This window comes from Paenibacillus sp. Z6-24 (assembly GCF_054161335.1).
On the sequence record NZ_CP096398.1, the window covers coordinates 319681 to 342636 of the forward strand.

A 22956-nucleotide genomic window follows, 5' to 3' on the forward strand; every position below is an offset into this window, starting at 1 on the left:
AGCGAGATGCTAAAAGCAAAAAAAGGATTCGTGTATCTTCTCTTCGCGATCCTGGTTGTTACCCAGCTGTACCCGCTGTTCTGGCTGCTCATGTATTCCCTGAAGACGAACGAGGAGATTCTGAGCGGCAGCTTTTTCTCCCTGCCGACTATACCGCAGTGGCATAACTATTCGGAGGCTTACACCTCCGGCAGCTATCTCAAGTATCTGGGCAACAGCGTGCTCGTCACCGGTGTGACGTTGGTCGCTGTTATTATTCTCAGTGCGATGACCGCCTATGCGATCTCCCGGTTCAAATGGAAATACGGACCGTATGTGCTGCTGCTGTTCCTGCTCGGGATGATGATTCCGATGCAGGCGACGCTGCTGCCGCTGATGATCATTTTCAAAAACCTGGACCTGCTGGATACCCGCTGGTCGATTATTATTCCGTATACGGCATTTGCCCTGCCGATTGCCGTGTTTATCCTGAGCGGATTTATGCGTTCGATTCCGACGGATATTGAAGAGTCTGCCTTCATGGATGGAGCGAGTGTGTACCGGATCTTCCGCAGTATTATCCTGCCGATCTCTATGCCGCCGGTGATGACGGTATGTATCCTGACCTTTATCAATATCTGGAATGAGTACATCGTGGCAGCGACATTTATCTCGTCCGAGAATCTCAAGACACTGCCGTTCGGGGTGTATACGTTTGTCAGTCAGTATTCGGTGAATTACGGCAACATCGGCGCGTTCCTGATCATGGGCGCCCTGCCGGTGATCATCATTTATTTCCTGCTGTCCGAGCGTATTACCAAAGGCATGGTTGCCGGTGCGGTTAAAGGCTAGACACCCAGATAAGTAAGTGTACCGAAGACGATCCGATCACAGTATGGAGACGCTCTGTATCTGATGTTGGGATGCCGAAGCGGGCAGCTGCATGATGCTGGCTGACGGGCGTTGTGTTCCACTACGGTTTGTTTTGTAAAAAGATCCCTTAGCTGGTATTATCCAAGATATAGGAGCCTGGCGGCAGCTGGGCAGGAGGTGCAAAAAGCCTTCTGCCGCTGTCGCCCTTTGGCTTTTTTTGAAGAACATGCAGAAAGGAGGAGCTGCCTTGCCGCGCAGGTTCCGTTCCATCCACCATCGGCTGTTTATTCTGTTTTTGTTCTGTATGACGGCCATTCTGCTGATCGTCAGCGCATTGTTCTACAACCGTACCACCACACAGTTTCATGAAAAGCTGGGGGAGATCGCCCAGAAAAACGTCTCCCAGACCGCAGGGCTGCTCGATCTGCTGCTTGCCAGCTATGACAGCCTGTCCAAGTCGATCAGCACCAACGCCGATATCGTACGGCTGGTAGGCGAGAAAAAGAAACTTCCGCCGCAGATCGAATATATCAACCAGCACGCCATTACGACGATGATGGGAGCGATTTACTTTTCCCGCGATGATCTGGTCGGGATTCACATTATCGGAGAGAACGGCAAAATCTATAATTACGGCAACTATACGACGGTCGTGGACCCCCGCTACGACAGCTCGGACTGGTACCGGCGGATCAACAGTTCTTCCGGCAAAATGGTCTGGCTCGGTGTGTTTCCGCATTCGTTGATCGATAAGACAGAAGATGATGCCGTGTTTGCTTTTGGCCGGCCGATCTTCGATCTGAATGAACAGCATCAGATCGGCATCGTCCTGTTCGAAGCCAAGGCGGATACGGTGCTGGCCGCGATGAGCAATCTCAAGCTGGGGCCGAACAGTGATGTGGATATTATTACCGGCGAAGGCAAGACCGTACCAACCTCACTGGAAGCGAGTCCGGTGACTACCCTGCTGCCGGAGCATATGAAGACGCCGAGCGATCCGGGAGAAGTTATCGTTGATCAGATGGGCGACCGTCTGATCGCGGCTTCCAAGCTGGGCACAACCGATTGGACCGTCGTCAGCTCGACACCTTCCCGGGATCTGAATGTGGAGCTGACCCAGACCAAGCGCTATCTGTTCATCATGGTTACGATTCTGATTCTCGTCTCCGCATTAGTGGCGCTGATCGTCTCCCGTACGATTTCACTGCCACTTCAGCGGCTGGTCCGCCAGATGAAGCAGGTGGAGAACGGCAATTTTCACGGGATGGTCCGGGTGACTTCGTATCAGGAGATCAATGTTGTTGTCGCCTCCTTTAACCATATGGTCAAGCGGGTGGAGGAACTGATCGAGCGTGTCAAAATCTCCTCGGTCAGTGAAAAGAACGCCGAACTGCATGCGCTTCAATCGCAGGTCAATCCGCACTTTCTGTACAATACACTGGATATGATCTACTGGATGCTGGATGAGAAAGGCAATGATCGGCTCGGTGAAGTGGTGCTGTCGCTGTCCCATATGTTCCGCTACAGCAGCCACTGGGAAGGCAATGCCGAAGTCACGCTGCGTGAAGAGGTGGAGCAGATCCGTCATTATCTCAATATTATCCAGATGCGGCTGGAAGACCGGCTGACTGTGGAGATTGCCATCGACGAGCAGTGGATGGATCTGCCGGTGCCCAAGATGCTGCTGCAGCCGGTGATCGAGAATGCGGTCAAGCATGGACTGGAAGCGCAAAAGTCCGGACTGCTCACCGTCCGTGCCGTACCGGATGAGCATTATCTCAATATCCGTGTGCAGGATAACGGAGCCGGGATGCCAGCCGAGACACTGGAGCGGCTGCGCCGTTCACTGGATACGTATACGGTCGAACCGACAGGTGAAGGAGAGGCATCCGGTGTTCGTCAGGGCATTGGCATGCAGAATCTGCATCAGCGGCTGAAGTACATGTTTGGCGAAGAATACGGGATTGGGATCGAGAGCATACAGGATGAAGGAACAATCGTTACTTTGCGGCTGCCGCTGCCCGTTCAGCCCGCCGGACCCAAGCCGGTCCCGGGACAGCTGCATTATCCGAATCATCCGGACGGCCATTTCGATCATGGACAGACAGGACGAAATGAATTTGAAAGGGGAACCTGATATGCATATTCTGATCACAGACGATGAGAATTTTATCCGTGAAGGCATCAAGCGTACGATCATGACGGCCTATCCTGAATATCATGTGCATCTGGCGGCATCTGCCGAAGAAGCCGTACAGCTGATGAGCGAGCACCGGATGGACATTGTGCTGACCGATATCCTGATGCCTGGTATCAATGGACTGGAGCTGATGCGCATCTCACGGCACAAGCAGCCCCAGGCCAAATGGGTCGTCATCTCGGCGCACTCCGAGTTCAGCTATGCCCAGCAGGCTGTTCACCTTGGTGCACGAGATTACCTGCTCAAGCCGATCGGCAAGACCAAGCTGAATGAACTTATGGAATCGCTTACCCAGGAGATTCGCCAGGAGCAGATTCATTCCCGCGGGGAAGAGACGCTGCGGGAAGGCCTGAAATATTTGCGGGAAGCGGCCTTTCAGCGACTGGCTGCCGGGCTTAGTATCGGCAAGCTTAGCTTGGAGCCGCTGGTGGAGGAATACCCGGAGTATTATCTGCTGCTGGTCGAACTGGAGAACGAGCAGCAGCATGGTCCACTGGAACATTTTATTATCGAAAATGTACTGACCGAGCTGATTGACCGGTACGGCCGGGGATTCGTGACCAGCTTTGACCGGAATAGTCTGCTCGGTCTGATCCGGCCGGATAGCGGCGTAGAGATCGGAGCACTGCAGGAACAGATTCGCTCCCATCTGCATAAATGCATGAAAACCCAGCCTTTTCGCAGCGTCCATTCCGGTCCGCACCGGGACTTTGACCGGATTGCCGGGGAAGTGCGTCAGCTGCGCCAACGTCAGGACGCCGGTGTGCAGGAGCAGGGCGAGCCGCGCGGCAGCGAGACGGCGATCCATGTGGCGCTTCAGTATATCAAGACCCATTTTAATGAAGAATTATCACTGGAAAAGGTCGCAGCTGTCGTCTTCCTCAATCCGATCTATTTCAGCCAGCTGTTCAAGCAGAAGACAGGACAGGGGTACAAGGAGTACGTCATCTCCCTGCGCATGGAGCAGGCCAAGCAGCTGCTGCTCAACCCGAACCTGCGGCTGGTCGATATCGCCGAGCAGATCGGGTACGGCAGTGTAAGACACTTTACCCAGGTGTTCCGCAAGAAGTTTACGTTGACTCCGACCGAATATCGGTTGCAGCGGAATGTGGCGGATCATTAAGAAGCCAGCAGGAAAACGGGAAAGGCAGCTCATATAGAGCTGTCTTTTTTGATGGAAAAATGATTAATATAAATAAATATATGGATAATTTTTGAAAAAAGTACTATATTATCTATGTGCCAAAATACTTATATTACAATAAATGTATTTATGTGGGAGGTGTTTTGAAATACATATCTATTTTCACGGCTAAAGCAGATTGCTGGCGTGAAGGGTCTGAATGAGATTGAAATAGTGAGCAGTAAAGTCTTACAAGTTACGAAAAGTACCTATTAAATCATCGGAGTGAGGAGAATTATAATGTCAATTCGAAAATTGATGGTTTTTGTACTCATGTTGTCTATCTGTTTACCGGCTCAGGTATTTGCTGAAGAGACTGGAAATGCAACGAACACAGCTGATTATGAGCAGACTGCCCGTAACTACGTAGAACATTTTGTAAGAGAGGCTTATGATCCTTACTATATTATCCATAATATTCAAGTGACATTAAAAGAAGTAAAGCTTCAGGATAATCATTTTCAAGCGCTGGCGGATGTCTCAATGGTCAAAGAGTTGAAGGCTCAGTCTGCAGAAGAACTTCCATATGTTCAGGCACTCCATCAGGAAATGAAGTCGATTCGACCCTCTATAGCTGCTAATGATTATCGTGAAGTTCAAGCGATCGTCAAGGATCAGGTGGCTGAATTTGACCAGTATATCGGAGTAGAACAAGATCAGAATGATATTTTTCGCATTTCGGGTTCAATTGAGCAGGCAGCATTGAATACAGATACAATAACATTGGAATTCAAAGACTATATGGACTTTGTACCTGCTGAAGCATTTATTCCCAATTCCAATCAGTCAGTCGACCGTCAGGCAGCTCAGGATATCCGTATGGAAGCTGCCAGTGTAGAAGAAAACACTTATATGCTGGACCGTCCAACAGCATCACTCACAGCGTTGGCGGCTATTAAGTATAATCGTATTGCGGCCAGAGACTATGCTAATAAGTGGACAAATAATATGAGTAACAGTCATCCAGAGACATATAATCCGGCATATCCTTATTATCCAAATGATTGTGCCAACTTTGTATCACAGGCTATCCGTGCTGGAGGTATACCTACAGATAGCGTATGGAAATCAGGATCACAGTCATGGCTCACTACCGGTTTTAATGGCAGCAATGGATTGAAACAGTACATGGTGGACAACAAAGGTTATTTCCAGCAGGGCACCAAAGCAACAACAGCAGCAGGCGGGTTTATCTTTGCCCGTACTTATTCTCATGTTATGTTCGTTGTAGCCAATGATGGAGTAACTATGCTTTACAGTGCACATACCAATGATCGATTGAAATCTTCATTTGCAGGTTTTAAAGACAGTGAATATGCATACTACAAAATCAATCCAGCGTACCTGTAAAAATTATACAAAAAGTTATATAATGACGGTTAAGCTACAAGCTTGACCGTCATTTATTTAAATCTTATGTCAGGGAGTGGGATCATGAATAATTACATACGAAAAGGGCTCTGTATTGCGCTGGCAGCTGGATTGAGCTGGCCGCTCAGCAGTGGATGGGCGGAAGCCAAGACGAGCATGTTCCAGGATGTACCAAGCGAGCACTGGGGTTACACAGCGATTCAGTGGGGAGTGCAGGAGCAGATCGTTCAGGGATATCCGGATCAGAATTTTCATCCTGCCGAAAAGGTTAATAAGCAGGAATATCTGACGATGCTGCTGCGTGCTTATCAGCCGTCCGATCTGGACACAAGCAAAGTATCCGGAGACTGGGCAGCTCCTTACCTGCAGTATGCCAGCAGCCTGGGCTGGAATGGTGTTCCGTCATCCGGGAATGGTACGGATGTACTCACAAGAGGACAGGCAGCAGTCTATATGACAAATGCAGTCGGTAAAAATTACAGTGAGACGGATTCGATCCGTTATCTGCTGGATCAAGATCTGGTAGAGGGCAAAACCTCAGCTACTGTAGAAGGATTTCATCGTAACGATCCGGTTACACGTGCCGAGGCGATCACTATGATCCGGCGTCTTCGCCAGAACGTTGATAAGCTTCAAGCGAGTCCGGCGGCAGAGCAGAAATATACTTCTGGACAAAATGAGAAGGATACAGGTGACAAAACGAGTGGGAACAGTAGATATACGAATGTGGATCATCACTTTTCCCTGAAGCTGCCAGAGAGCTGGTCCGGCAAATATGAAGTGATTCCGGTGAAGCGCAACAAGACCATGGCGATTGATTTTGTGGACAAGCAGGCAAAAGAATGGGGCGGGGTGGTCTTTACCGTGTCGATCTGGCCAGCCAAGCAGTGGCAGGATCAGCAAAAAGAAGTGAAAGAGCAGGTTCCTGTGCAGAAGCTCGGAGAATATAATGGTAAGGTATATCTGCTCTTTACACCGACAGATGTCCAGTATGATCCTTCCAGTCCCGAACAGACAAAGCAGTATAAACAGATGTCGAATCAAGTGGCCGGGATTGGCAAAACTTTTCAGATTGTGAAGTGAAGAAGAAATAGCTGTATATAGGAGAACAGGGCCACGGAAAAGAGACTTCTCTTCCGTGGCCCTGTTGTTGGTTAAGGCATCATGATTCTATTGATTAATCGGCAATCCCCACACGGACGCGCAGGAACTGCTGATCCTGTAACTGCCGGCAGGCAAAACCCGCAGTATCCGCCGTGGAAATCCGGGAACCGCCTTCCGGCAGTATATCCCTCTCCACCCGGTAATTACCGGTATAGTTCCCATCCGGCAGATAGGTCGGACAGATGATCGTCCAGTCCAGCGACGACGACTGCAGCTGTTCATACATGCTGCGATGCTCCTCGGCAGCGCGTGTGCTTCGCCGCCGGGATTCAGAGGACTGGTAGCGATACAGCCCGGGTTCGGTCCGGCTCTGCAAAATGCCGGCGGTGCCGATCGTGATCAATCGGCGGATACCCTGCTGCTCCAGCAGTGGAATCAGTATCCGGGTACTCGCAGAGAGTGTATCCGTACCATCTGTACCAATAGCGCTGATGACTGCGTCCACTCCTTGCAGAGCAGCAACCAGATTATCCGGCTCCAGTACACTGCCGGTAAACATGTGCAGCCGTTCCTGCTGCGTCGCTGCTCCATTCGCAGTCGGCAGGTGGTACCGCTCCGACAGTTCAGGATCGGCGTCCGCCTCGGTCAGCTGCTCCTGCAGTTTCTCCTGCGAGCGTACCAGCACATGAACCTCGTGCTGTTCACGCAGCAGATGCTGCAGAACGATCCTTCCTACCCGGCCGGTTGCCCCCAATAGCAGAATTCTCATGAATGATCACTCCTGCCCCATGGATTATTCTTCAGCTTCGTTCCAGTGCTGGCTGCAGAACTCGGCCAGTTCAGCTTCCTCATCGTCTTCCAGATCGAATTCCAGCAGACGATCGGTTCCCTTTTCCAGCAGATCGTACGTAACCAGCTTGCCCTGTTCGCCGTCTACACCGTACACTGCGCGGATATAGACGCCGTTTGGCGTGTACAGATCGTCTTCTTCGTCAACATTCAGATCCAGCATGAACTCATAACGCTTGCCGGTCAGAATGCCAAATGGATCACGGATCCATTCTACCTGATAATTTGTGATTTCCATCAAATGTATACCTCCTGCGCATCGATAGGTGCGCTTATTTATAAAGTAGTGAGTATGGGCGCAATACCGCGCCAGATTTATTATATCATGCTTGTAAATGGGGAATGAAGCGTTTATAGAAGAGGAGGAAGGATGGAGCTATATATAAGATGTACAATCCTTGTTCGTAAAAGTTATGACTGCTCCAGGCTTCACTCCAAGTATCCTAAAACGGTTAGGACTACCAAAATAAGACTGGCAGCTCGATTCTACTCGCGATGAATTGAGGAAGGCGATGTGGTTCCCGTATATAATGTTCAGAGTGTGATGGATACTGCCTTAACTTGGTTATGTTCGAAAAGGCATGTAATTAGGAATTACATAATGATGGAACTTTGAGTGTGACTTGGCATATAATTACAATAAAAAAGAAGTTTGTAAATACCTTGAAAAGTTCAAGTTGTATGAAGTTCGTAAATATTACGTTAGTCGAAATTATTCTTGAGGAGGACTATAGATGTATATCAAAGAAGTAGTAAATGATATGGAAATGCGTCACTCAAAATCATTAGAAGCTCATAAGCTAATGGTCTTAGAGCTAGATAAATATTTGTTAGGAGGTGAAGTTCCAAATAACTTGTTATCGCATACATCTCTTTATTTTCTAGCTAAGTTCCATAAATCAATGTTGTCATTTCGGCTACTGGTAGTTTCGGGATTTAATGAGGATGCAAGCGTTATTCTCAGAACAATGGTCGAAATCGCCATTGTTATTGCATACATATCTAAAGAACCAGAAAAAAGATTGGATAGATTTATTGAATATAGGCATATAGCAGAACATAGGTTGCTTGAAACTATTGAGAAACATTATGGTGGTTCTAAAATAGATGAACAACGTCGCAATAAAATCAAAGAAAATTATGAAGCGACTAAAAGCAATTATAAGAATAAATCTCAATGGTCTGAAACTTCTATTGCAGATATGGCTAAAGACGTGAATATGGATTTTTGGTATGAAGCAGTTTATAAACTTGATTCAAGTTATGTGCATTCTAATATAACGGCATCTAAAGGCTTTATGTTCGACGAAAATGATGAATTATCAGTAGCCGTAGGCCCCCTAAGTTTTTCAGCAACTGATATTTTGTCTAAGTCGTGTGAACTTTCAAGGATAGTATTATATATTTCTTTGAAAAACATGAATTTGAATACGGATGAATTAATGGAGAAGTGCAATGAATGCCAGAAATTAATTCGAGAAGAATTTGAAAGAGTGCGCGAAGAAGCAGAATAACTTTGACTAACATAATATTCACGCTGAGGGCATACGCCCTTGATCCGGCATTCGCCGGATACTTGACATGCGTCGAGTCGTGAATACAGGAACGTTAAGTGAAATTCCTGAAAAGCTTTTATGAGAGGAGAATTCAATGAAAGTAAAACTTAATCAAACAGACCTAGAAAGTGAATCACTAAGTTGGATTTGTATCGAACCTATGCTCCTAGCTGTTCGAGGGAAAGACTTTTTAGCCAAATCCGAGATGTACAATCAATTAAGTGAAGGACAAAAGGGGCTCTATTTGTTTTATTCTTTTCACAACCATACCCAAACTTTAGAAGAGTTTTACTGGTTCTCGGCTTATCACATCAATGAATTGAAATCATGGAACGGAATAAAGAGAGGGTTGAAATACTTCAATGCGGTTGACCTGTCTAAACGACTTGAGGATATCGAAATCCTCATGATGGAGCAAGGGAAAGAGGGGAAAGAAATAAGCCCAACAGATTTAGAAAACGATCCCAAGCTAAAGGATAGGGTAAGAGCGCTACATAAGAAGTATAAGAACAATTCAAAAACGACCATACAAATTATGAATGGGTGGATTAAAGCAAACAAAACTGAATTTATAGAAGATAAGATGTGAGTATTTCAAGAGGACAGGAACTTCACTTAACATAATATTTACGCTGCAGGCATTCGCCCTTGGTCCGGCATTCGCCCTTGGTCCGGCATACGCCGGACACTCGACATACGTCGAGTCGCGAATACAGGAACGTTATACGCAATGCCACTAAAGATTTCAAGAAACAAGGAGAGCTAAATATGACTCAACTTCAAGGTTATCGCGTCATGAGAGGGAAAAATCTACATAATTAAGTGAAATTCCAGTGAGAGTTGTAGTTTTGTGAAATTGATTTTGTTTCTAATTGGTCTTATAGGATTGATAAGTTCAATTGTTACTGGCTACACACTATTCAAGAATATTAAAGGAGGAACGATCTTTGAAAAGACTTTTGAATGTCTTATTAATTAGTTCAATTACTGTTTTTTTATACTTCTGCTATTTTGGAATGTTTGAAAAACCAGTAGAACCTAGTGATATTGCTGCGCTACAGATTCGGATGGGGCTATCGGCATTATTTATGGTACTCATTATAGTTTTAAGAACTAATATCAAATTCGGAAAATAAAACGTCTGACAAACCGACGAATATTAAATCAAGCTGCCTCCTAAGTAAAGGGGCAGCTTGATTTTTTAGTGGATAGTCACTTTTCCAAACTGATATTTGTTAGGGTTGAGAATCGCGTTAGGATTTTGAATGTAAGGATTAGTTAAGCTATGAAGTAGTGTAGATTATTCAAGTAAAGCCTCGACAGCATATAATATTCACGCTGCGGACAGTCGTCCTGAGTCCGGCATTCGCCGGACACCCAGCATACGCTGAGTTGTGAATACAGAAACGATTCTGAATGCGTTAAATCTTATATAAGAAAAGGACGTTAGCAGAAATGAGGACGAGTGAAATTAGAAATTGGATTAACACAGATAATTTATTGGATCGAACGTTTCAAGGTTTCTGGATCTCTATGAATCATTACATAGAAGAAGAACTACACGAATTCGAAGAACTCTTTGGCAGTTACAACAAAGAGGAAATGCAGATCTCTTTTGATAACTATGCAGTTAGAATGTTTGGTAAAGAGAATGAAATTGACAATAAAGAGTATTTGGAAATCTATCTTCGAATTGAGTATTCAAAGAGAGACATTGGGTACTACAAAATGTTATTCAACTTTAATGGAGAATCATTTAAGGAATAAAAACAGAACTACTTGCTCGAATAACAAAAAGAATTGAAATGGAAAGCATAAGTGAAATTCTAGATACCATGATTGAAAGAATTAGATAAGAATTTAGAGAGTGAATTTTGATAGTAATCCCGAAGAAGAACGCACATCAGATAACATAATATTCACGCTGCGGTCTTAGGCTCTGGGTCTGGATGCGTTGGGTCGTGAATGTAGGAACGTTATCTAAGCGTCTCTAGGGAAGCTGTTGCTGTGGACGTGCCAGCAGGAATAACGTATAAACAATTAATATCTTTAGTGTTTACCTATGTGATGAATTCATAATAGGCTCTGTATGCAAACCGCAATCGTTGTGATTCCTAGCAAGCAAAACCGCCGTTTGAAGCTGCTTTACGATCGTAACGTCTACAGTAGACTGATCTAGAGGAGGAATGATGTTATGAACCCAAGGATACTAGCGAGCTTTGCTGCTGCTTTGTGCGTGATTGCTATGGTTGGTTGTTCCAGCCAAAAAGAATCAGCAGCGACTACTTCTTTAGTTACCACTGCTGAACAACCAGAAAAATCGAACGAAGTGGCAGCCAATGACCAAGAAAGTCAAAAGGCACCCGTTAGAAAGATTAACTTTGATCTTTCAAAGATTGAAGATCCTTTGTTAAACGATGAAATTAAAACTTCGCTTCAAAACTTGATGGACGGTGTCGTCCAGCAGGATACCGATTTATATGCAAGTGCATTCCCTTCTCCTAGTGATTCTGATTATGCAATTGAGCAAAAGCTTTTTGGCATTCAATCTGAGGATAGTATTACCTTTACGGGTATTGGCAAGGTTACTGAACAATCAGGCAGAATTGAGATGCCGTTGAAGTATACCATTGCGATTGGTGGCAGCGACAAACCTACTGATAAGATGTTATATTTCGTAACCGATAAAAATGGCACCTGGAAGCTAGGGTCTATTGATTGATTTTTGAATAATACTTTTGTTTAGATGGTTGTACTTTCGACTAAAAATTTCCTGCTTTAAAGCATGTACACAAACCTACTTAAGCCGGATTTCATTCGAAATCAAAGCCGAAAATCCTCGAGCATATTCGCTGTCTTATTGTAACGAGTGGCTAGGCATCGGTGGTTTTTCATTTTATTGAAGAAGCATTCGCCCTTGGCCCGGTATTCGCCGGACACCCGACATGCGTCTGGTCGCGAATACAAGAACGTTACCCGAAAGAAGTTCTTAGTTTAGGAGGAGTCTATATGATCTTGGAAAAAGTTATAAATAAAATTGTCATACAAAATGAATATAAGGATTTTGTTGATAAGTACATCGATCATATACTTACTGAGTTTAAAGGTGAAATTCATAGCCTTTATATGTGTGGCTCGATCCCAAAAGGAACGGCTCAACCTTTTAAGTCAGATGCAGACTTTACGATTGTATGTGCAAATCCCAAAGATATTGATTATGAAAGATTGTCAAATATTAAAGACAGGTTTTTGAAAAAATATCCAGTAGTAACTAAGATTGATACGACAATTTGCTCGATTGACGATGTACGAAGTAGACCAAATGATTGGGGTTTTTGGATTAAGATCATTTGCGTTTGCATATATGGTCAAGACATTGGTGAAAAAGTCCCACCAATCATCATTTCTCCAGAATTTATTTTGGACTTAAATAGAGAGACCAAGGAGGAAGTAGATCATAGACATCTTTTACTTTCTAATGCTAGTGATCACACAGTGAAAACTGGATTAATTAAAGGTTACTCTAAGCGATTAGTTCGTGCATTATACTCTTTGGTTTTAGAAGATACAGGTGTATGGGAAGATGACATGATTAAGATGAAGAATGCCATAATCAACTATTGTGAGATTGACTCCGCTTTAGTTAATTATCTGTATGCTTGTTACTTGGATAGTCATAATGTGATTGTTGAAGAGTTTCTGGAAATTGCAGATGAAGTATATAGCTATTTTGAGAAGGCCTTGAATACAATAGCTGCATCCAGAACTTCATTCGATTAACAACGCATTCACGCATTGGATATTCGTTCTTAACCCTATATTTACTAGAACCCAGCATCCAATAAGTCTTCAATACAGGAACGTTAGCTAAACTCATATACAGAATAGGCAGTATTGTTGTCCCTATTCATAATCTATTCGGATAAGTACAAAAAGAAACTCCCTCTCATGCAGCTTGTTCGGTTTCAGCGAACAAGACTCCAATAGAGAGAGTTACCCCTAAATAAACAGACAGGTCTGTATAATTACTAGGCTTAACGAGACGCTACTTGAGTATCCAGGAAGTGCAGAATCAGCTTAACGCTAATCTCCAGATCTTCTTCAAGCGGAAAATGTCCTGTGTTCAACAAGTGTACATCAACGTTCTGAAGATCTTCGGTGTAGGCGAGAGCCCCTTTGTAGCCGAAGAAGATATCGTGCCGTCCCCAAGCGACCAGAACCGGCGGCTGATGTTCTCGGAAATATTCGTGCCAGGTCGGATACTCCAGCAGGTTATTCTGATAATCATAGAACAGCGCAAGTTGAATGTCTTGGTTGCCTTCCCGGGTCAAGTGAATTTGATCGTTCCTCCAATTGTCCGGGCTGACTGCTTCAGGATCACGCGTTCCGTTCACATATTGATACTTCGTAATTTCGAGCGATAACAGGTCGATTACTCCCTGACGGATCTCCGCATTATTAGGGTTTTTCCAATAAGCCTGAATCGGAGCCCAAGCGGATTCAAGACCTGATTCATAAGCATTGCCATTCTGTGAAATGATGGCTTGAATGCGTTCCGGATGCATAACGGCCAGGCGATACCCGATTGGAGCGCCGTAATCATGCACGTAAATGCTGTATTTCTCCAAATTCAGCTGCTCGGCGAAGGCATTGATCAGATTGGCCAGATTTTCAAAGGTATACGTGAACTCGGCGATAGTCGGCTGATCGCTGCTGCCAAATCCCGGGTAATCAGGCGCGATGACATGGTAACGATCCGCGAGTCGAACGATCAGGTTCCGATACATATGCGAGGAAGAAGGAAATCCGTGCAGTAACAAAACAGTTGGATTCTTTCTGTTTCCGGCTTCCCGGTAAAAAAGGTTTAAGCCGTTTACCTGAGCATACTTGTTTTTGACATTCATTTAAATCACCTCGGTTTTGGATTTTGGTACAATACGAATCTCGTATTACCGTAACTATACATACAGGTCTGTATAGTTACAAGTGTTTTTTTATTTGCAATTATCTTTTGCTCCCCGTACTATACTTATACAGAGCTGTATACATTGAAAATAAACAGAATAATTTTGGAATGGAGATCATCAGATGGCGAATAAAAGCAAAAAGGAACAAATCATTCGGGTCGCCTCAGAGCTATTCAACCAACAGGGTATCCGCGGAACAGGTGTCGATCAGGTTGTAGCAGAATCCCAGGTTGCCAAAATGACTTTATATAATCATTTTCCGTCCAAGGATGAACTCGTATTGTCTTACTTGAAGAGGCAGGCTGAAGAGTGGATGGGATGGTTCAAATCTTCTATCGATAATCGTGGCGGAACGCCGCAGGCTCGTCTGCTGACTGTATACGATGTGTTGGGGGAATGGTTTGCAGAGCCGAATTTTACCGGCTGCGCTTTTATCAAAGCAGCTTCGGAATTTTCGGACAGCAGTCATCCATATCATAAGGCGTCTCACCAGTATAAGTCTTATCTGCGAGAGTACATTGCAGAGCTTACAGCCCAATGCGATTTCCAGCAGCCAACAACCGTCTCGAACACGTTGTACTTGCTCTTAGAGGGGGCGATAACTGCCAATATGCTGGAGACCGACCGAGAATCTGCGATGCATGCTCGCGAAGCAGCCGAAATTTTGATCCAACGTTTTTCAAAGACTTCCTGATTCGTCAAGGATGTTGCTTACAAAAGAAGTCGGCAAAGAAATTATGCAGCTGCAGGACGAAGATTAGAGCTTAGGGAAAAGTAAAAGGATATGCAAAAAGGACTTAGATAAGCGATCATTTCTAAGTCCTTTTTACATATCGGAATATTCTCGCAATTCCCAGTGCATGATATACTTGGAAGCAAAGGTGGGAGTGGATTTAAGAGTGATTCGAAGATTTTGCTTATGTTAGAATTTGAGGGAATTATCTAATACATAGGTTGTATGAGGATGAACCGTGTGAACCAGCAGTCGCAAGAAGTGATTGATCGACTTTGTTTGAACGTGTAATTGTTTAGTTCAACTTATATAGCAATAAATTAGAGGATTTATAAGATGATATTGAGCTTTCTGCTTATATACTACTTAACAGTTTAAAAGCCATGAAAGCAAACAATTATAAAAATTCAATCAATGATTGTAGTTCGAAGAAGTTGAATCTATCGTCTAACATAATATTCACGCTGCGGACATGCGTTCTTGGTCTGGCATTCGCCGGACACCCGACATACGTCGGGTCGTGAATACAGGAACGTTATCTGCAACCTTAAAGACAGGGAAACCATAAGCGAAGAATAAGATGATGAAGCGCCGATTTCCCTATCGGTGCTTTTTGTGTAGAGTGCAAGACATTAGAATATCAAAACAATTGACGACCTGACTTTGAAATCAATCAGATACGGCGGACAGCAAAATACAGATAGTTGATAAAAATAGTGTGATTCCGGCCTGATGTAGACCCTTACAGAATTCACAAAATCCATTTTATTAAATGAACATAGGTGCAATGCTTATTGAACAATTGTTAAAACGGATGTATACTCATTACTTACATCATTAAAGCGCTTCATTTGGGAAGAAATGAAGCAGACGCTTAAAGGAGAAAAGATTATTTTGAAAGCACTATCGAAAGGGCAGACTGCCCTCTTTTTGACGTTTCTTATTTTGATGTGGGGTGTGAACTGGCCACTGTCCAAATACGGTCTGCAGTATGCTCCGCCTATTTTATTTTCGGGTATTCGGACGCTGATCGCCGGGGTGCTGCTGCTGGTTGTCGCTTTGCCCAAGCTGCGTGAACTGCGCTGGCGGCAGACATGGCCGATCTATGTGATCTCGGCAGTGCTCAATATTATTCTGTTCTATGGCTGTCAGACGATCGGTATCGCCTACATGCCAGCCGGATTGTTCTCGGCGATTGTATTCCTGCAGCCGGTACTGGTCGGCATTATGTCCTGGCTGTGGCTCGGTGAGTCCATGAATCCGCTCAAAGCGATCGGTCTCGTGCTCGGCTGTGCAGGCGTAGCCACGATCAGTGCAGGCGGATTTACCGGCAGCATCTCGGTGCTCGGTATCGTACTGGCACTGGCTTCGGCAGTGAGCTGGGGCGTTGGTACCGTCTATGTCAAAAAAGTCGGTGAGCGGGTCGATCCGATCTGGCTCGTGACGATTCAGCTGCTGATCGGTGGCGTCGTCATGACTGCAGTCGGCAGCGGGACAGAGAGCTGGGCGGATATTACATGGAATGCGACATTTATCGGGGTACTGCTGTTTATCTCGATTTTCGCGATTGCGCTGAGCTGGTTGTGTTTCTTCCGTCTGGTGGGTTCCGGTGAGGCGAGTACGGTCGGGTCTTATACGTTCCTGATTCCGCTCGTATCAATCATATTGAGCGTGCTGTTTATGGGTGAATCGGTGACGGTTAACCTGGTAATCGGTCTGGTGCTGATCGTTGTGAGCATTCTGCTCGTGAACCGGACGCCCAAAACCAAAGAAGTAAACGGATCATTGGAATTAAATAATTAATAAACAGAAAAGGCCCGGGGTGATATTTATGCAATCACTCCGGGCCTTTTTCATATGATGCTGGACAGCTGTAGTTAGGAGTGAACCTGCAAATAATCCTACTCCAGCGGCTTCAACAGAAGCTGCTGCTGCTTGTTGAACAGGCTCGGCGCGATCAGCAGACCGAGCAGAATACTCGTAATAATCGCCGAGGTCATCAGGGTGAAGACGATCAGCAGCTGAAATCTTACCGCGGTAATCGGGTCGGCGCCGGCGATGATCTGGCCGGTCATCATGCCGGGCAGCTGGACGAGTCCGATTGTCTTCTGGCCATCGATCGTCGGGATCATGCTGGAGCGGACGGCGCTTTTGAGCACCGGCAGGATCGCCTGCCTTGGCGTGCCGCCCATCGACAGAATCACGATAATCTCACGCTGGCGCAGCTGCACTTCGGACTTGAGCCGGGTGACAAGCAGGCTGCTGAGCACCATGGAATTACCGATAATCATGCCGCTGATCGGGATAATATAGCGGGCGTGTGCCGGAATAATACCCAGTCCCAGCATGATCGCCTGTGTAATAATCTCCACGACGACCAGCGTGGCGAAGATTTTGAGGGTAATATGCGGAATGTTTTTGCCTTTTTTGGATACATTCAGTGCGGCAACGGTGATCATGAGTATGACGAACAATCCGACGACCCACAGATTTTCTAGGCCAAAGATGGCATTCAGCACATAGCCGATGATCAACAGCTGCACTGCAGCTCGGATCATGGCAATGAGCACATCCTTTTCCAGTCCGAGCTTGAACGAGCGGGACAGCACCACAGCCAGCAGTACAAAGCAGAGCGACAGACTTAATGCGAGTATGCTCATGAGGATTCCCCCTGCAAAAAGCGCTGCGCTTCCGTCGTCTGCGGCTGTGCGAAAAAGGCTGTCGCCGGACCGGACTCGACCAGCCGTCCATCCTGTAAAAACCACGTATACTGACTGACCTGGCGGGCCTGCTCCATCTGGTGCGTTACCCAGATCAGCGTCGTTCCCCTGCCTCGGTTCAGCTGCAGCAGCAACTGTTCGATCACTTTGACCGAAGACGGATCGAGCGCCGAAGTGATCTCGTCGAGCAGCAGAATATCCGGCTGGCCGGCCAGTGTACGGAGCAGGGCGAGACGCTGACGCTGACCACCCGATAGTTCCTGGGCCGGCCGGGAAAGCAGACTGGATGGCAGTTCGGCCTGTTCCAGCCAGCGGGCGGGATCGCCGCTGTCTGTTCCATGCAGCCGGCTGGCGGTCAGCAGATTGTCCTGTACGGTGCCCGGCAGCATCGGGGAATCCTGAAAGACCATGCCGACCGTCCGCCGCAGCCGGGTGATCGGCCAGCTATGTATGTCTTGGCCCTGGATGCGAATGCTGCCTTCATCCGGCGTCAGCAGCAGATTGCAGAGCGAGAGCAGAGTGCTTTTGCCGGAGCCGGAAGGACCGATCAGGGTGGTGATGCTGCCTGCCGGAATCGTGCCGCTGATCTGTCGCAGCACCGGTACAGGTGCGGATTGATCGGGTCCGGGGAAGCTTTTGCTGACATTTTGAAATTGCACCGCTAGGGGCGCGGGAGTCACTGAATTCATAGGAAGGGACACCTTTCCGAAATAATAAAATAGAATACGAATCCATACAGGTATATCTTAAGCGAAGCTGACAGGATCAAAAATATACAGCTTGCTTGTACAACCGATGGCTCATTTGTATAATACAGCATATTGTACAAAAATGATCAAAAGGAATAGACAGGATACAGTGCTTCGGTTGTGCGCTGTGTTCCATAGATCAGGAGGAACGCATATGTCATTTAGCATCGTTATATTCCAGGGACCAAGTGCATCAGGCAAAAGTACCCTGCAGGCGCGTCTTGGTCTGCCGCGCGTCGTGACCTGGACATCGCGTTCGCCCAGACCGGGCGAGCAGGATGGAAGGGAGTATCATTTTGCCACAAGAGAGCAGATGGAGCTGATGCACCGGCAGGGACTGATGCTGGAGATCAGCGAATACCGGGGCAATCTGTACGGCACATCAATCCGTTCACTGGAGGAGGACGGCCATAGCAGCCAGGTACGATCCAGTGTGATGGATGCCCGGGGAGCCCGTTTGGTCAAGGAGCTGCTCGGTGAACGGGCGCTGCTGATCGGTGTCTCGGCCAGCCGCGAGCAGCTGGCACGCCGACTGTTTGAACGCAAGGTGAGTATCGAAGAGCAGGAGCTGCGAATGGCTTCCTTTGACGAGGAAATGGCGGCGCTCTCGCAGTGTGATCTGATTATCCGCAACGGCGATGGTCAGCTGCGAACCGCGGAGACGATCATCGATTACATCCGCGAAGGCATTCAAAAAAAACCATCCGGCACATAACAGCCGCAGGATACCAGACAAGACGGATGAAAAACGGCATCTCTATAATAGAGTGCCGTTTTTTGGTGTATTCCGGTTAGACCGGTCGATGACGATGCTGCCATTTTCATGAGTTCATCTCAGCCCATGAATATCGATGGCTCTGCTTACTTCCGATTCCGTTCCTGCAGTTCCAGCCAGATTGCTGCCATGTCCATATCGGCTTTGCCATGATGATTCGCTTCACTAAAAGTCTTGTCCGCCGCAGCGGCCAGCGGCAGATCGATGCCGTCACGGCGGGCTTCGTCCATCAGCAGACCGAGGTCTTTGGACAGCAGGCTGATCATAAAGGCCGCCGGGAACTGCTCATTCAGCAGCATGTCCTTTTTGGCATTCAGCATCGGTGTGGCTACGGCCGACTGGCTGATCATCTCCAGAATCTGCTCCCGCTGCAGTCCGGCCTGTTCCCCGACGACCAGCGCTTCGGCAATCCCCTGCATGGATACGCCCAGCATCAGGTTAATCGCCAGTTTGGCGGAGCTGCCCGCACCGACATCTCCAAAATGAATCGTATGCTTGCCGAGAATATCAAAATAAGGCTGACTCTGCTGCACTGCCTCTGCCGGGCCGCCTGCGAGAATTACGAGTTGTCCCTGCTCTGCAGGTGCGACTGAACCGGATACCGGGGCATCGATATAGATGCCTCCTGCCTGCCGGGTCTGTTCGGCCAGCTCACGAGCTTCGCCGGGACTGATCGTGCTCATGTTGATAACAGCCGTTCCGGGGCGAATGTTCGCCAGAATCCCTTCATCACCGCTCAGCACTTCGGTAACTGCATCGCCCTTGGTCAGCATGATGAATACCGCATCCGCTTCCGCAGCAGCGGCTCCCGGAGAGGGATGCAGTACTGCGCCTTCTGCCTGCAGCGGAGCTGCTTTGTCCGCAGTCCGGTTATATACGTGAACGGTGTGACCTGCCTTTACTAAATTGAGGGCCATCGGCAGTCCCATATGTCCTGTACCGATCCATGCCAGATTTTTCATTTGATTACACTCCTTTACCTGTATCGAAATAGTAGGACTCAAGCATGGCATTATCTGCAGCCGCCAGCTCTATTGTGGTCATCAATCATGCACAACAAAGCATAACATCTGCCTATTTTGCCAGTGCAACCGCTTTTGCATGCGGCACGCTTGAGCCATGGTCTATATAGGTTAATAACCACTAAAGACCAGCGCTTATCCTGCTTGATTGTATCATATCGTTTCTGCCGGAACAGTCAGAAGATCGGTGCAGGGCCTCATTGCTGCGAGATATGAAGTTGACTTTTTCCGATGACAACAGGTTATGAAAAAAAATCGGATTGACAATCCGTCTACATGTAACTATAATTGTTACATGTAGAACATGAACAGACTCATCTGCTGTTGCATGATAAATAATCCATTTCCAGGAGGAAACCACAATGAAAATTGCAGTTATCGGAGCCACAGGCAAAGCAGGATCACTGATCGCAGAGGAAGCACTGCGCAGAGGACATGAAGTAACCGCATTGGTGCGCAGCGCCGGCAAAGTACAGAACGACAAGCTGAATGTCGTAGAAAAGGATGCTACCAAACTGACTACAGAAGATATCAAAGGGTATGATGTAGTCGTTAATGGCTTTGCTGCACCGCAGGGACAGGAAGAGCTGCATGTCACTCTGGGTCGTCATCTGATCGATATTCTGAGCGGCGCTCCGGATACCCGCCTGATCGTTGTCGGCGGCGCAGGCAGTCTGTATGTGGATGACGAATTGACGACACAGCTGTACCATACACCGGATTTCCCGGATGCATACAAGCCTACCGCGACCAATATGGGCCGCAATCTGGAAGCTCTCAAGCAGTCTTCCGGCATTCGCTGGACATATGTGAGCCCGGGCGCTTTCTTTGATGCCGAGGGGCCGCGTACCGGTTCCTATACACTGGGCGGCGAGAAAATGATCGTCAACAGTGAAGGCAACAGCTATTCCAGCTATGCCGACTATGCGATCGCTATCGTGGACGAAGCGGAAAAAGCAGCCCATGTGAACGAACGCATCAGCGTAGTGACCGAAGCCAAATAAGCATCAATATAGACCGCCCTGTCTCCCGATTGAGGATATTCCGCCTCGGGAGACAGGGCTTTTTGCTGTATACAACTGCCTTCAAGGCAATACTTGCTGAACGGAAGCATGACCCTTTATAATTACCAAATGATGGCAGGGAAAAGGGTGTTTCTGCTGCAGATCTCCTGCTGTCCGAAGCCATGCCACACCATTCGATCCAAGGGAGGAATCATGAACAAACGGAAATGGCAAAATATCATCGCGATCATGCTGGTGCTGCTGGTGATTCTTGTACCCGTCACTTATGTACAGGCGAACCAACTCATCTACGCTGACCGGGTCAAGGAATATCTGATCCAGCAGAAGCATTACCGCGAGCAGGACATCGCCTCCGTGCAGGGAGTATGGGAGATGAAGATACCGGACTTTTACGTCAAAGTCATTTTCCGGGATGAGCCGTATGCGACCTATATCTACTATGCGCATAGACCGGTTATCCAGACAGATGTATGGCCCACCGATGGAGAAATCAGCAGGCCTGCGAACAGTGAACCTCTGAGACATCTGGAAAAATAGTTCAACTGTAAAATTCTCACAAATACATAGCATTCCCACAAAAAACCATATATAATGATGAAAAATAATTCCGATCAGAATTATAGGGAATGGTGAATCGATATGGTAAAGCACATCAAAGGGATACCCTCTGTCAAAAAAGCGGTATATGATCTTATCGCCTCCCGGCGCCCTATTTCCAAAGCAGAGATCATGGAGCATTTTCAGCTGACGAGCAGCAGCCTGACCCGTCTGCTGGATGAGATGACCCGGGAAGGCTGGATTATGGAATCCGGCTTCGGACAATCCACAGGCGGTCGGCGGCCGATTCTGTATCAGGTAAATGCGGGCTTCCGGTATATACTGGGGCTGGATATTTCGCGAATCTATTCGGTGCTTGGTCTGTACGATATGGAGATGAAGCCGCTGGAACTGGTACGCTGGAACATGGATGAGCAGATGACTCCGCAGCGCCTCGTAGAGCATGTGGGCAGACAGGTCCGTGAGCTGCTTGCCCATCATCGTATTCCCCATGAGATGGTGCTGGGTCTGGGTGTCGGCGCGGTCGGACCGCTCAGCCGGGAGCAGGGATTGATACTGAATCCGCTTTATTTTGCAGCGCCGGGCTGGTACAATGTGCCGCTGCGCAGCTGGCTGGCCGAAGCGACCGGGCTGCCCGTTATTCTGGAAAATGGAGCCAATACCGCGCTCACCGGTGAACACTGGATGGTACGCGGAGAAGATATCCGCCATATGCTGTATGTGCATGTGGGTACAGGTCTGCGCTCTGCGATGATCTCCAACGGTCGTATCGTTCACGGAGCGATCGATATGGAAGGCTCGATCGGACAGATGATCATTCAGACCGATGGCCCCCGGCTGCATGGCACAGGCAATTATGGAGCATTGGAGGCTTTTGCTTCGGTGCAGGCGGTGGAGCAGCAGGTCCGCGCACGCAGCAAGATGAGCCGGGAGCAGTGGAGCGGAGGCAATCTGGCGATCAAGCCGGAGGCGATTAATTTTGCCACTATCGCTCAGGCGCTGGAGGAAGGTAATGAGTATGTACGGGAGATTTTCACCCAGTCGGCGGCCTATATGGGTATCGGGCTCGCCAATCTGATTAATACACTGCATCCCGAGCGCATTATTCTCGGCGGTGTGATGATCAGTGCGAGCGATCTGTTTTACAATACCGCAATCGCGGTAGCAGAGCAGAACATCTATTACTCGGACAGCTACCAGCCGGAATTCTCCCGCGGGATTCTGCAGGAGACCGCCGTATCGACCGGAGCAGCAGTTATGGTGTGGAACGAGATGGAGATGTAACGATATGA

22 protein-coding genes are annotated in these 22956 nt (G+C 47.4%); 16 read left to right on the forward strand and 6 right to left on the reverse strand.

What is annotated here, in order from left to right:
• Positions 1 to 6 precede the first annotated feature (6 nt).
• The 5 genes from M1D61_RS01375 (at position 7) to M1D61_RS01395 (ending at position 6689) form a co-directional block, all read left to right on the forward strand.
• Positions 7 to 831, forward strand: a complete 825-nt coding sequence (locus tag M1D61_RS01375) for a carbohydrate ABC transporter permease (protein ID WP_046212599.1) — start codon at positions 7 to 9, stop codon at positions 829 to 831.
• Between the two features lie 268 nt (positions 832 to 1099).
• Entirely contained in the window at positions 1100 to 2989 is a 1890-nt protein-coding gene (locus M1D61_RS01380) for a sensor histidine kinase (protein WP_458120845.1), read from the forward strand.
• A gap of 1 nt (position 2990) precedes the next feature.
• The gene (locus tag M1D61_RS01385) at positions 2991 to 4175 is read left to right on the forward strand and encodes a response regulator transcription factor (protein ID WP_458120846.1); all 1185 of its coding nucleotides are present in this window, start codon (positions 2991 to 2993) and stop codon (positions 4173 to 4175) included.
• 300 nt (positions 4176 to 4475) lie between these two features.
• Positions 4476 to 5585: an amidase domain-containing protein gene (locus M1D61_RS01390; protein ID WP_458120847.1), complete on the forward strand. Its 1110-nt coding sequence runs from the start codon at positions 4476 to 4478 to the stop codon at positions 5583 to 5585.
• Between the two features lie 84 nt (positions 5586 to 5669).
• Positions 5670 to 6689 carry an S-layer homology domain-containing protein gene (locus tag M1D61_RS01395; RefSeq protein WP_458120848.1) on the forward strand — a complete coding sequence of 340 codons (1020 nt, stop codon included), beginning with the start codon at positions 5670 to 5672 and terminating at the stop codon, positions 6687 to 6689.
• A 94-nt stretch (positions 6690 to 6783) separates the two neighbouring features.
• On the opposite strand, the gene M1D61_RS01400 is transcribed toward M1D61_RS01395, so the two are convergent.
• Both M1D61_RS01400 and M1D61_RS01405 read right to left on the reverse strand, forming a co-directional pair.
• Positions 6784 to 7479, reverse strand: a complete 696-nt coding sequence (locus M1D61_RS01400; RefSeq protein WP_458120849.1) for an NAD(P)-dependent oxidoreductase — start codon at positions 7477 to 7479, stop codon at positions 6784 to 6786.
• A 24-nt stretch (positions 7480 to 7503) separates the two neighbouring features.
• Positions 7504 to 7797: a DUF6509 family protein gene (locus tag M1D61_RS01405; protein ID WP_458122392.1), complete on the reverse strand. Its 294-nt coding sequence runs from the start codon at positions 7795 to 7797 to the stop codon at positions 7504 to 7506.
• A gap of 496 nt (positions 7798 to 8293) precedes the next feature.
• On the opposite strand from M1D61_RS01405, the gene M1D61_RS01410 reads away from it, so the two are divergent.
• The 5 genes from M1D61_RS01410 (at position 8294) to M1D61_RS01430 (ending at position 12895) form a co-directional block, all read left to right on the forward strand.
• Complete coding sequence (locus tag M1D61_RS01410; RefSeq protein ID WP_458120850.1) at positions 8294 to 9073, forward strand: DUF5677 domain-containing protein; 780 nt, start codon at positions 8294 to 8296, stop codon at positions 9071 to 9073.
• Positions 9074 to 9209: 136 nt separating this feature from the next.
• Positions 9210 to 9704 carry a hypothetical protein gene (locus M1D61_RS01415; RefSeq protein ID WP_458120851.1) on the forward strand — a complete coding sequence of 165 codons (495 nt, stop codon included), beginning with the start codon at positions 9210 to 9212 and terminating at the stop codon, positions 9702 to 9704.
• Positions 9705 to 10062: 358 nt separating this feature from the next.
• Positions 10063 to 10251 (forward strand): hypothetical protein, encoded by a 189-nt coding sequence (locus M1D61_RS01420; protein ID WP_458120852.1) that lies wholly within the window; start codon positions 10063 to 10065, stop codon positions 10249 to 10251.
• A 1058-nt stretch (positions 10252 to 11309) separates the two neighbouring features.
• Positions 11310 to 11837: a hypothetical protein gene (locus M1D61_RS01425; protein WP_458120853.1), complete on the forward strand. Its 528-nt coding sequence runs from the start codon at positions 11310 to 11312 to the stop codon at positions 11835 to 11837.
• Between the two features lie 287 nt (positions 11838 to 12124).
• Entirely contained in the window at positions 12125 to 12895 is a 771-nt protein-coding gene (locus M1D61_RS01430) for a nucleotidyltransferase (RefSeq protein WP_458120854.1), read from the forward strand.
• A gap of 254 nt (positions 12896 to 13149) precedes the next feature.
• Here the strand turns inward: M1D61_RS01430 and M1D61_RS01435 are convergent, their stop codons facing one another.
• The gene (locus M1D61_RS01435) at positions 13150 to 14019 is read right to left on the reverse strand and encodes an alpha/beta fold hydrolase (protein ID WP_458120855.1); all 870 of its coding nucleotides are present in this window, start codon (positions 14017 to 14019) and stop codon (positions 13150 to 13152) included.
• Positions 14020 to 14203: 184 nt separating this feature from the next.
• On the opposite strand from M1D61_RS01435, the gene M1D61_RS01440 reads away from it, so the two are divergent.
• Together M1D61_RS01440 and M1D61_RS01445 are read left to right on the forward strand one after the other, a co-directional pair.
• Complete coding sequence (locus M1D61_RS01440) at positions 14204 to 14776, forward strand: TetR/AcrR family transcriptional regulator (protein WP_458120856.1); 573 nt, start codon at positions 14204 to 14206, stop codon at positions 14774 to 14776.
• A gap of 933 nt (positions 14777 to 15709) precedes the next feature.
• A complete protein-coding gene (locus M1D61_RS01445) occupies positions 15710 to 16618 on the forward strand; it encodes a DMT family transporter (protein WP_046212608.1) in 909 nt (302 codons plus the stop codon).
• 98 nt (positions 16619 to 16716) lie between these two features.
• On the opposite strand, the gene M1D61_RS01450 is transcribed toward M1D61_RS01445, so the two are convergent.
• A complete protein-coding gene (locus M1D61_RS01450; protein WP_046212609.1) occupies positions 16717 to 17475 on the reverse strand; it encodes an ABC transporter permease in 759 nt (252 codons plus the stop codon).
• Positions 17472 to 18224 carry an ABC transporter ATP-binding protein gene (locus tag M1D61_RS01455; RefSeq protein WP_458120857.1) on the reverse strand — a complete coding sequence of 251 codons (753 nt, stop codon included), beginning with the start codon at positions 18222 to 18224 and terminating at the stop codon, positions 17472 to 17474. The genes M1D61_RS01450 and M1D61_RS01455 overlap by 4 nt, the downstream gene beginning before the upstream one ends.
• A gap of 214 nt (positions 18225 to 18438) precedes the next feature.
• On the opposite strand from M1D61_RS01455, the gene M1D61_RS01460 reads away from it, so the two are divergent.
• Positions 18439 to 18999 carry a guanylate kinase gene (locus M1D61_RS01460; RefSeq protein WP_458120858.1) on the forward strand — a complete coding sequence of 187 codons (561 nt, stop codon included), beginning with the start codon at positions 18439 to 18441 and terminating at the stop codon, positions 18997 to 18999.
• A gap of 146 nt (positions 19000 to 19145) precedes the next feature.
• Here M1D61_RS01460 and M1D61_RS01465 read toward each other — a convergent pair whose 3' ends face one another.
• Positions 19146 to 20021 carry an NAD(P)-dependent oxidoreductase gene (locus tag M1D61_RS01465; RefSeq protein ID WP_458120859.1) on the reverse strand — a complete coding sequence of 292 codons (876 nt, stop codon included), beginning with the start codon at positions 20019 to 20021 and terminating at the stop codon, positions 19146 to 19148.
• Between the two features lie 422 nt (positions 20022 to 20443).
• On the opposite strand from M1D61_RS01465, the gene M1D61_RS01470 reads away from it, so the two are divergent.
• The 3 genes from M1D61_RS01470 to M1D61_RS01480 all read left to right on the forward strand — a co-directional run bounded on the left by M1D61_RS01470 (position 20444) and on the right by M1D61_RS01480 (position 22948).
• Positions 20444 to 21085, forward strand: coding sequence for an NAD(P)-dependent oxidoreductase (locus M1D61_RS01470; RefSeq protein WP_458120860.1), 642 nt, complete (start codon positions 20444 to 20446; stop codon positions 21083 to 21085).
• A 213-nt stretch (positions 21086 to 21298) separates the two neighbouring features.
• The gene (locus M1D61_RS01475; protein ID WP_458120861.1) at positions 21299 to 21643 is read left to right on the forward strand and encodes a DUF3139 domain-containing protein; all 345 of its coding nucleotides are present in this window, start codon (positions 21299 to 21301) and stop codon (positions 21641 to 21643) included.
• Positions 21644 to 21745: 102 nt separating this feature from the next.
• Positions 21746 to 22948 (forward strand): ROK family protein, encoded by a 1203-nt coding sequence (locus tag M1D61_RS01480; protein WP_458120862.1) that lies wholly within the window; start codon positions 21746 to 21748, stop codon positions 22946 to 22948.
• The last annotated feature ends 8 nt before the right edge of the window (positions 22949 to 22956 follow it).

What these genes read in the sequence shown, in the direction of transcription:
- M1D61_RS01375 (WP_046212599.1), top strand. Translation starts at nt 7, where the DNA reads ATGCTAAAAGCAAAAAAAGGATTCGTGTATCTTCTCTTCGCGATCCTG.
- M1D61_RS01385 (WP_458120846.1), top strand. Translation starts at nt 2,991, where the DNA reads ATGCATATTCTGATCACAGACGATGAGAATTTTATCCGTGAAGGCATC.
- M1D61_RS01390 (WP_458120847.1), top strand. Translation starts at nt 4,476, where the DNA reads ATGTCAATTCGAAAATTGATGGTTTTTGTACTCATGTTGTCTATCTGT.
- M1D61_RS01395 (WP_458120848.1), top strand. Translation starts at nt 5,670, where the DNA reads ATGAATAATTACATACGAAAAGGGCTCTGTATTGCGCTGGCAGCTGGA.
- M1D61_RS01400 (WP_458120849.1), bottom strand. Translation starts at nt 7,479, where the DNA reads ATGAGAATTCTGCTATTGGGGGCAACCGGCCGGGTAGGAAGGATCGTT.
- M1D61_RS01405 (WP_458122392.1), bottom strand. Translation starts at nt 7,797, where the DNA reads ATGGAAATCACAAATTATCAGGTAGAATGGATCCGTGATCCATTTGGC.
- M1D61_RS01410 (WP_458120850.1), top strand. Translation starts at nt 8,294, where the DNA reads ATGTATATCAAAGAAGTAGTAAATGATATGGAAATGCGTCACTCAAAA.
- M1D61_RS01415 (WP_458120851.1), top strand. Translation starts at nt 9,210, where the DNA reads ATGAAAGTAAAACTTAATCAAACAGACCTAGAAAGTGAATCACTAAGT.
- M1D61_RS01425 (WP_458120853.1), top strand. Translation starts at nt 11,310, where the DNA reads ATGAACCCAAGGATACTAGCGAGCTTTGCTGCTGCTTTGTGCGTGATT.
- M1D61_RS01430 (WP_458120854.1), top strand. Translation starts at nt 12,125, where the DNA reads ATGATCTTGGAAAAAGTTATAAATAAAATTGTCATACAAAATGAATAT.
- M1D61_RS01435 (WP_458120855.1), bottom strand. Translation starts at nt 14,019, where the DNA reads ATGAATGTCAAAAACAAGTATGCTCAGGTAAACGGCTTAAACCTTTTT.
- M1D61_RS01440 (WP_458120856.1), top strand. Translation starts at nt 14,204, where the DNA reads ATGGCGAATAAAAGCAAAAAGGAACAAATCATTCGGGTCGCCTCAGAG.
- M1D61_RS01450 (WP_046212609.1), bottom strand. Translation starts at nt 17,475, where the DNA reads ATGAGCATACTCGCATTAAGTCTGTCGCTCTGCTTTGTACTGCTGGCT.
- M1D61_RS01455 (WP_458120857.1), bottom strand. Translation starts at nt 18,224, where the DNA reads ATGAATTCAGTGACTCCCGCGCCCCTAGCGGTGCAATTTCAAAATGTC.
- M1D61_RS01460 (WP_458120858.1), top strand. Translation starts at nt 18,439, where the DNA reads ATGTCATTTAGCATCGTTATATTCCAGGGACCAAGTGCATCAGGCAAA.
- M1D61_RS01465 (WP_458120859.1), bottom strand. Translation starts at nt 20,021, where the DNA reads ATGAAAAATCTGGCATGGATCGGTACAGGACATATGGGACTGCCGATG.
- M1D61_RS01470 (WP_458120860.1), top strand. Translation starts at nt 20,444, where the DNA reads ATGAAAATTGCAGTTATCGGAGCCACAGGCAAAGCAGGATCACTGATC.
- M1D61_RS01475 (WP_458120861.1), top strand. Translation starts at nt 21,299, where the DNA reads ATGAACAAACGGAAATGGCAAAATATCATCGCGATCATGCTGGTGCTG.
- M1D61_RS01480 (WP_458120862.1), top strand. Translation starts at nt 21,746, where the DNA reads ATGGTAAAGCACATCAAAGGGATACCCTCTGTCAAAAAAGCGGTATAT.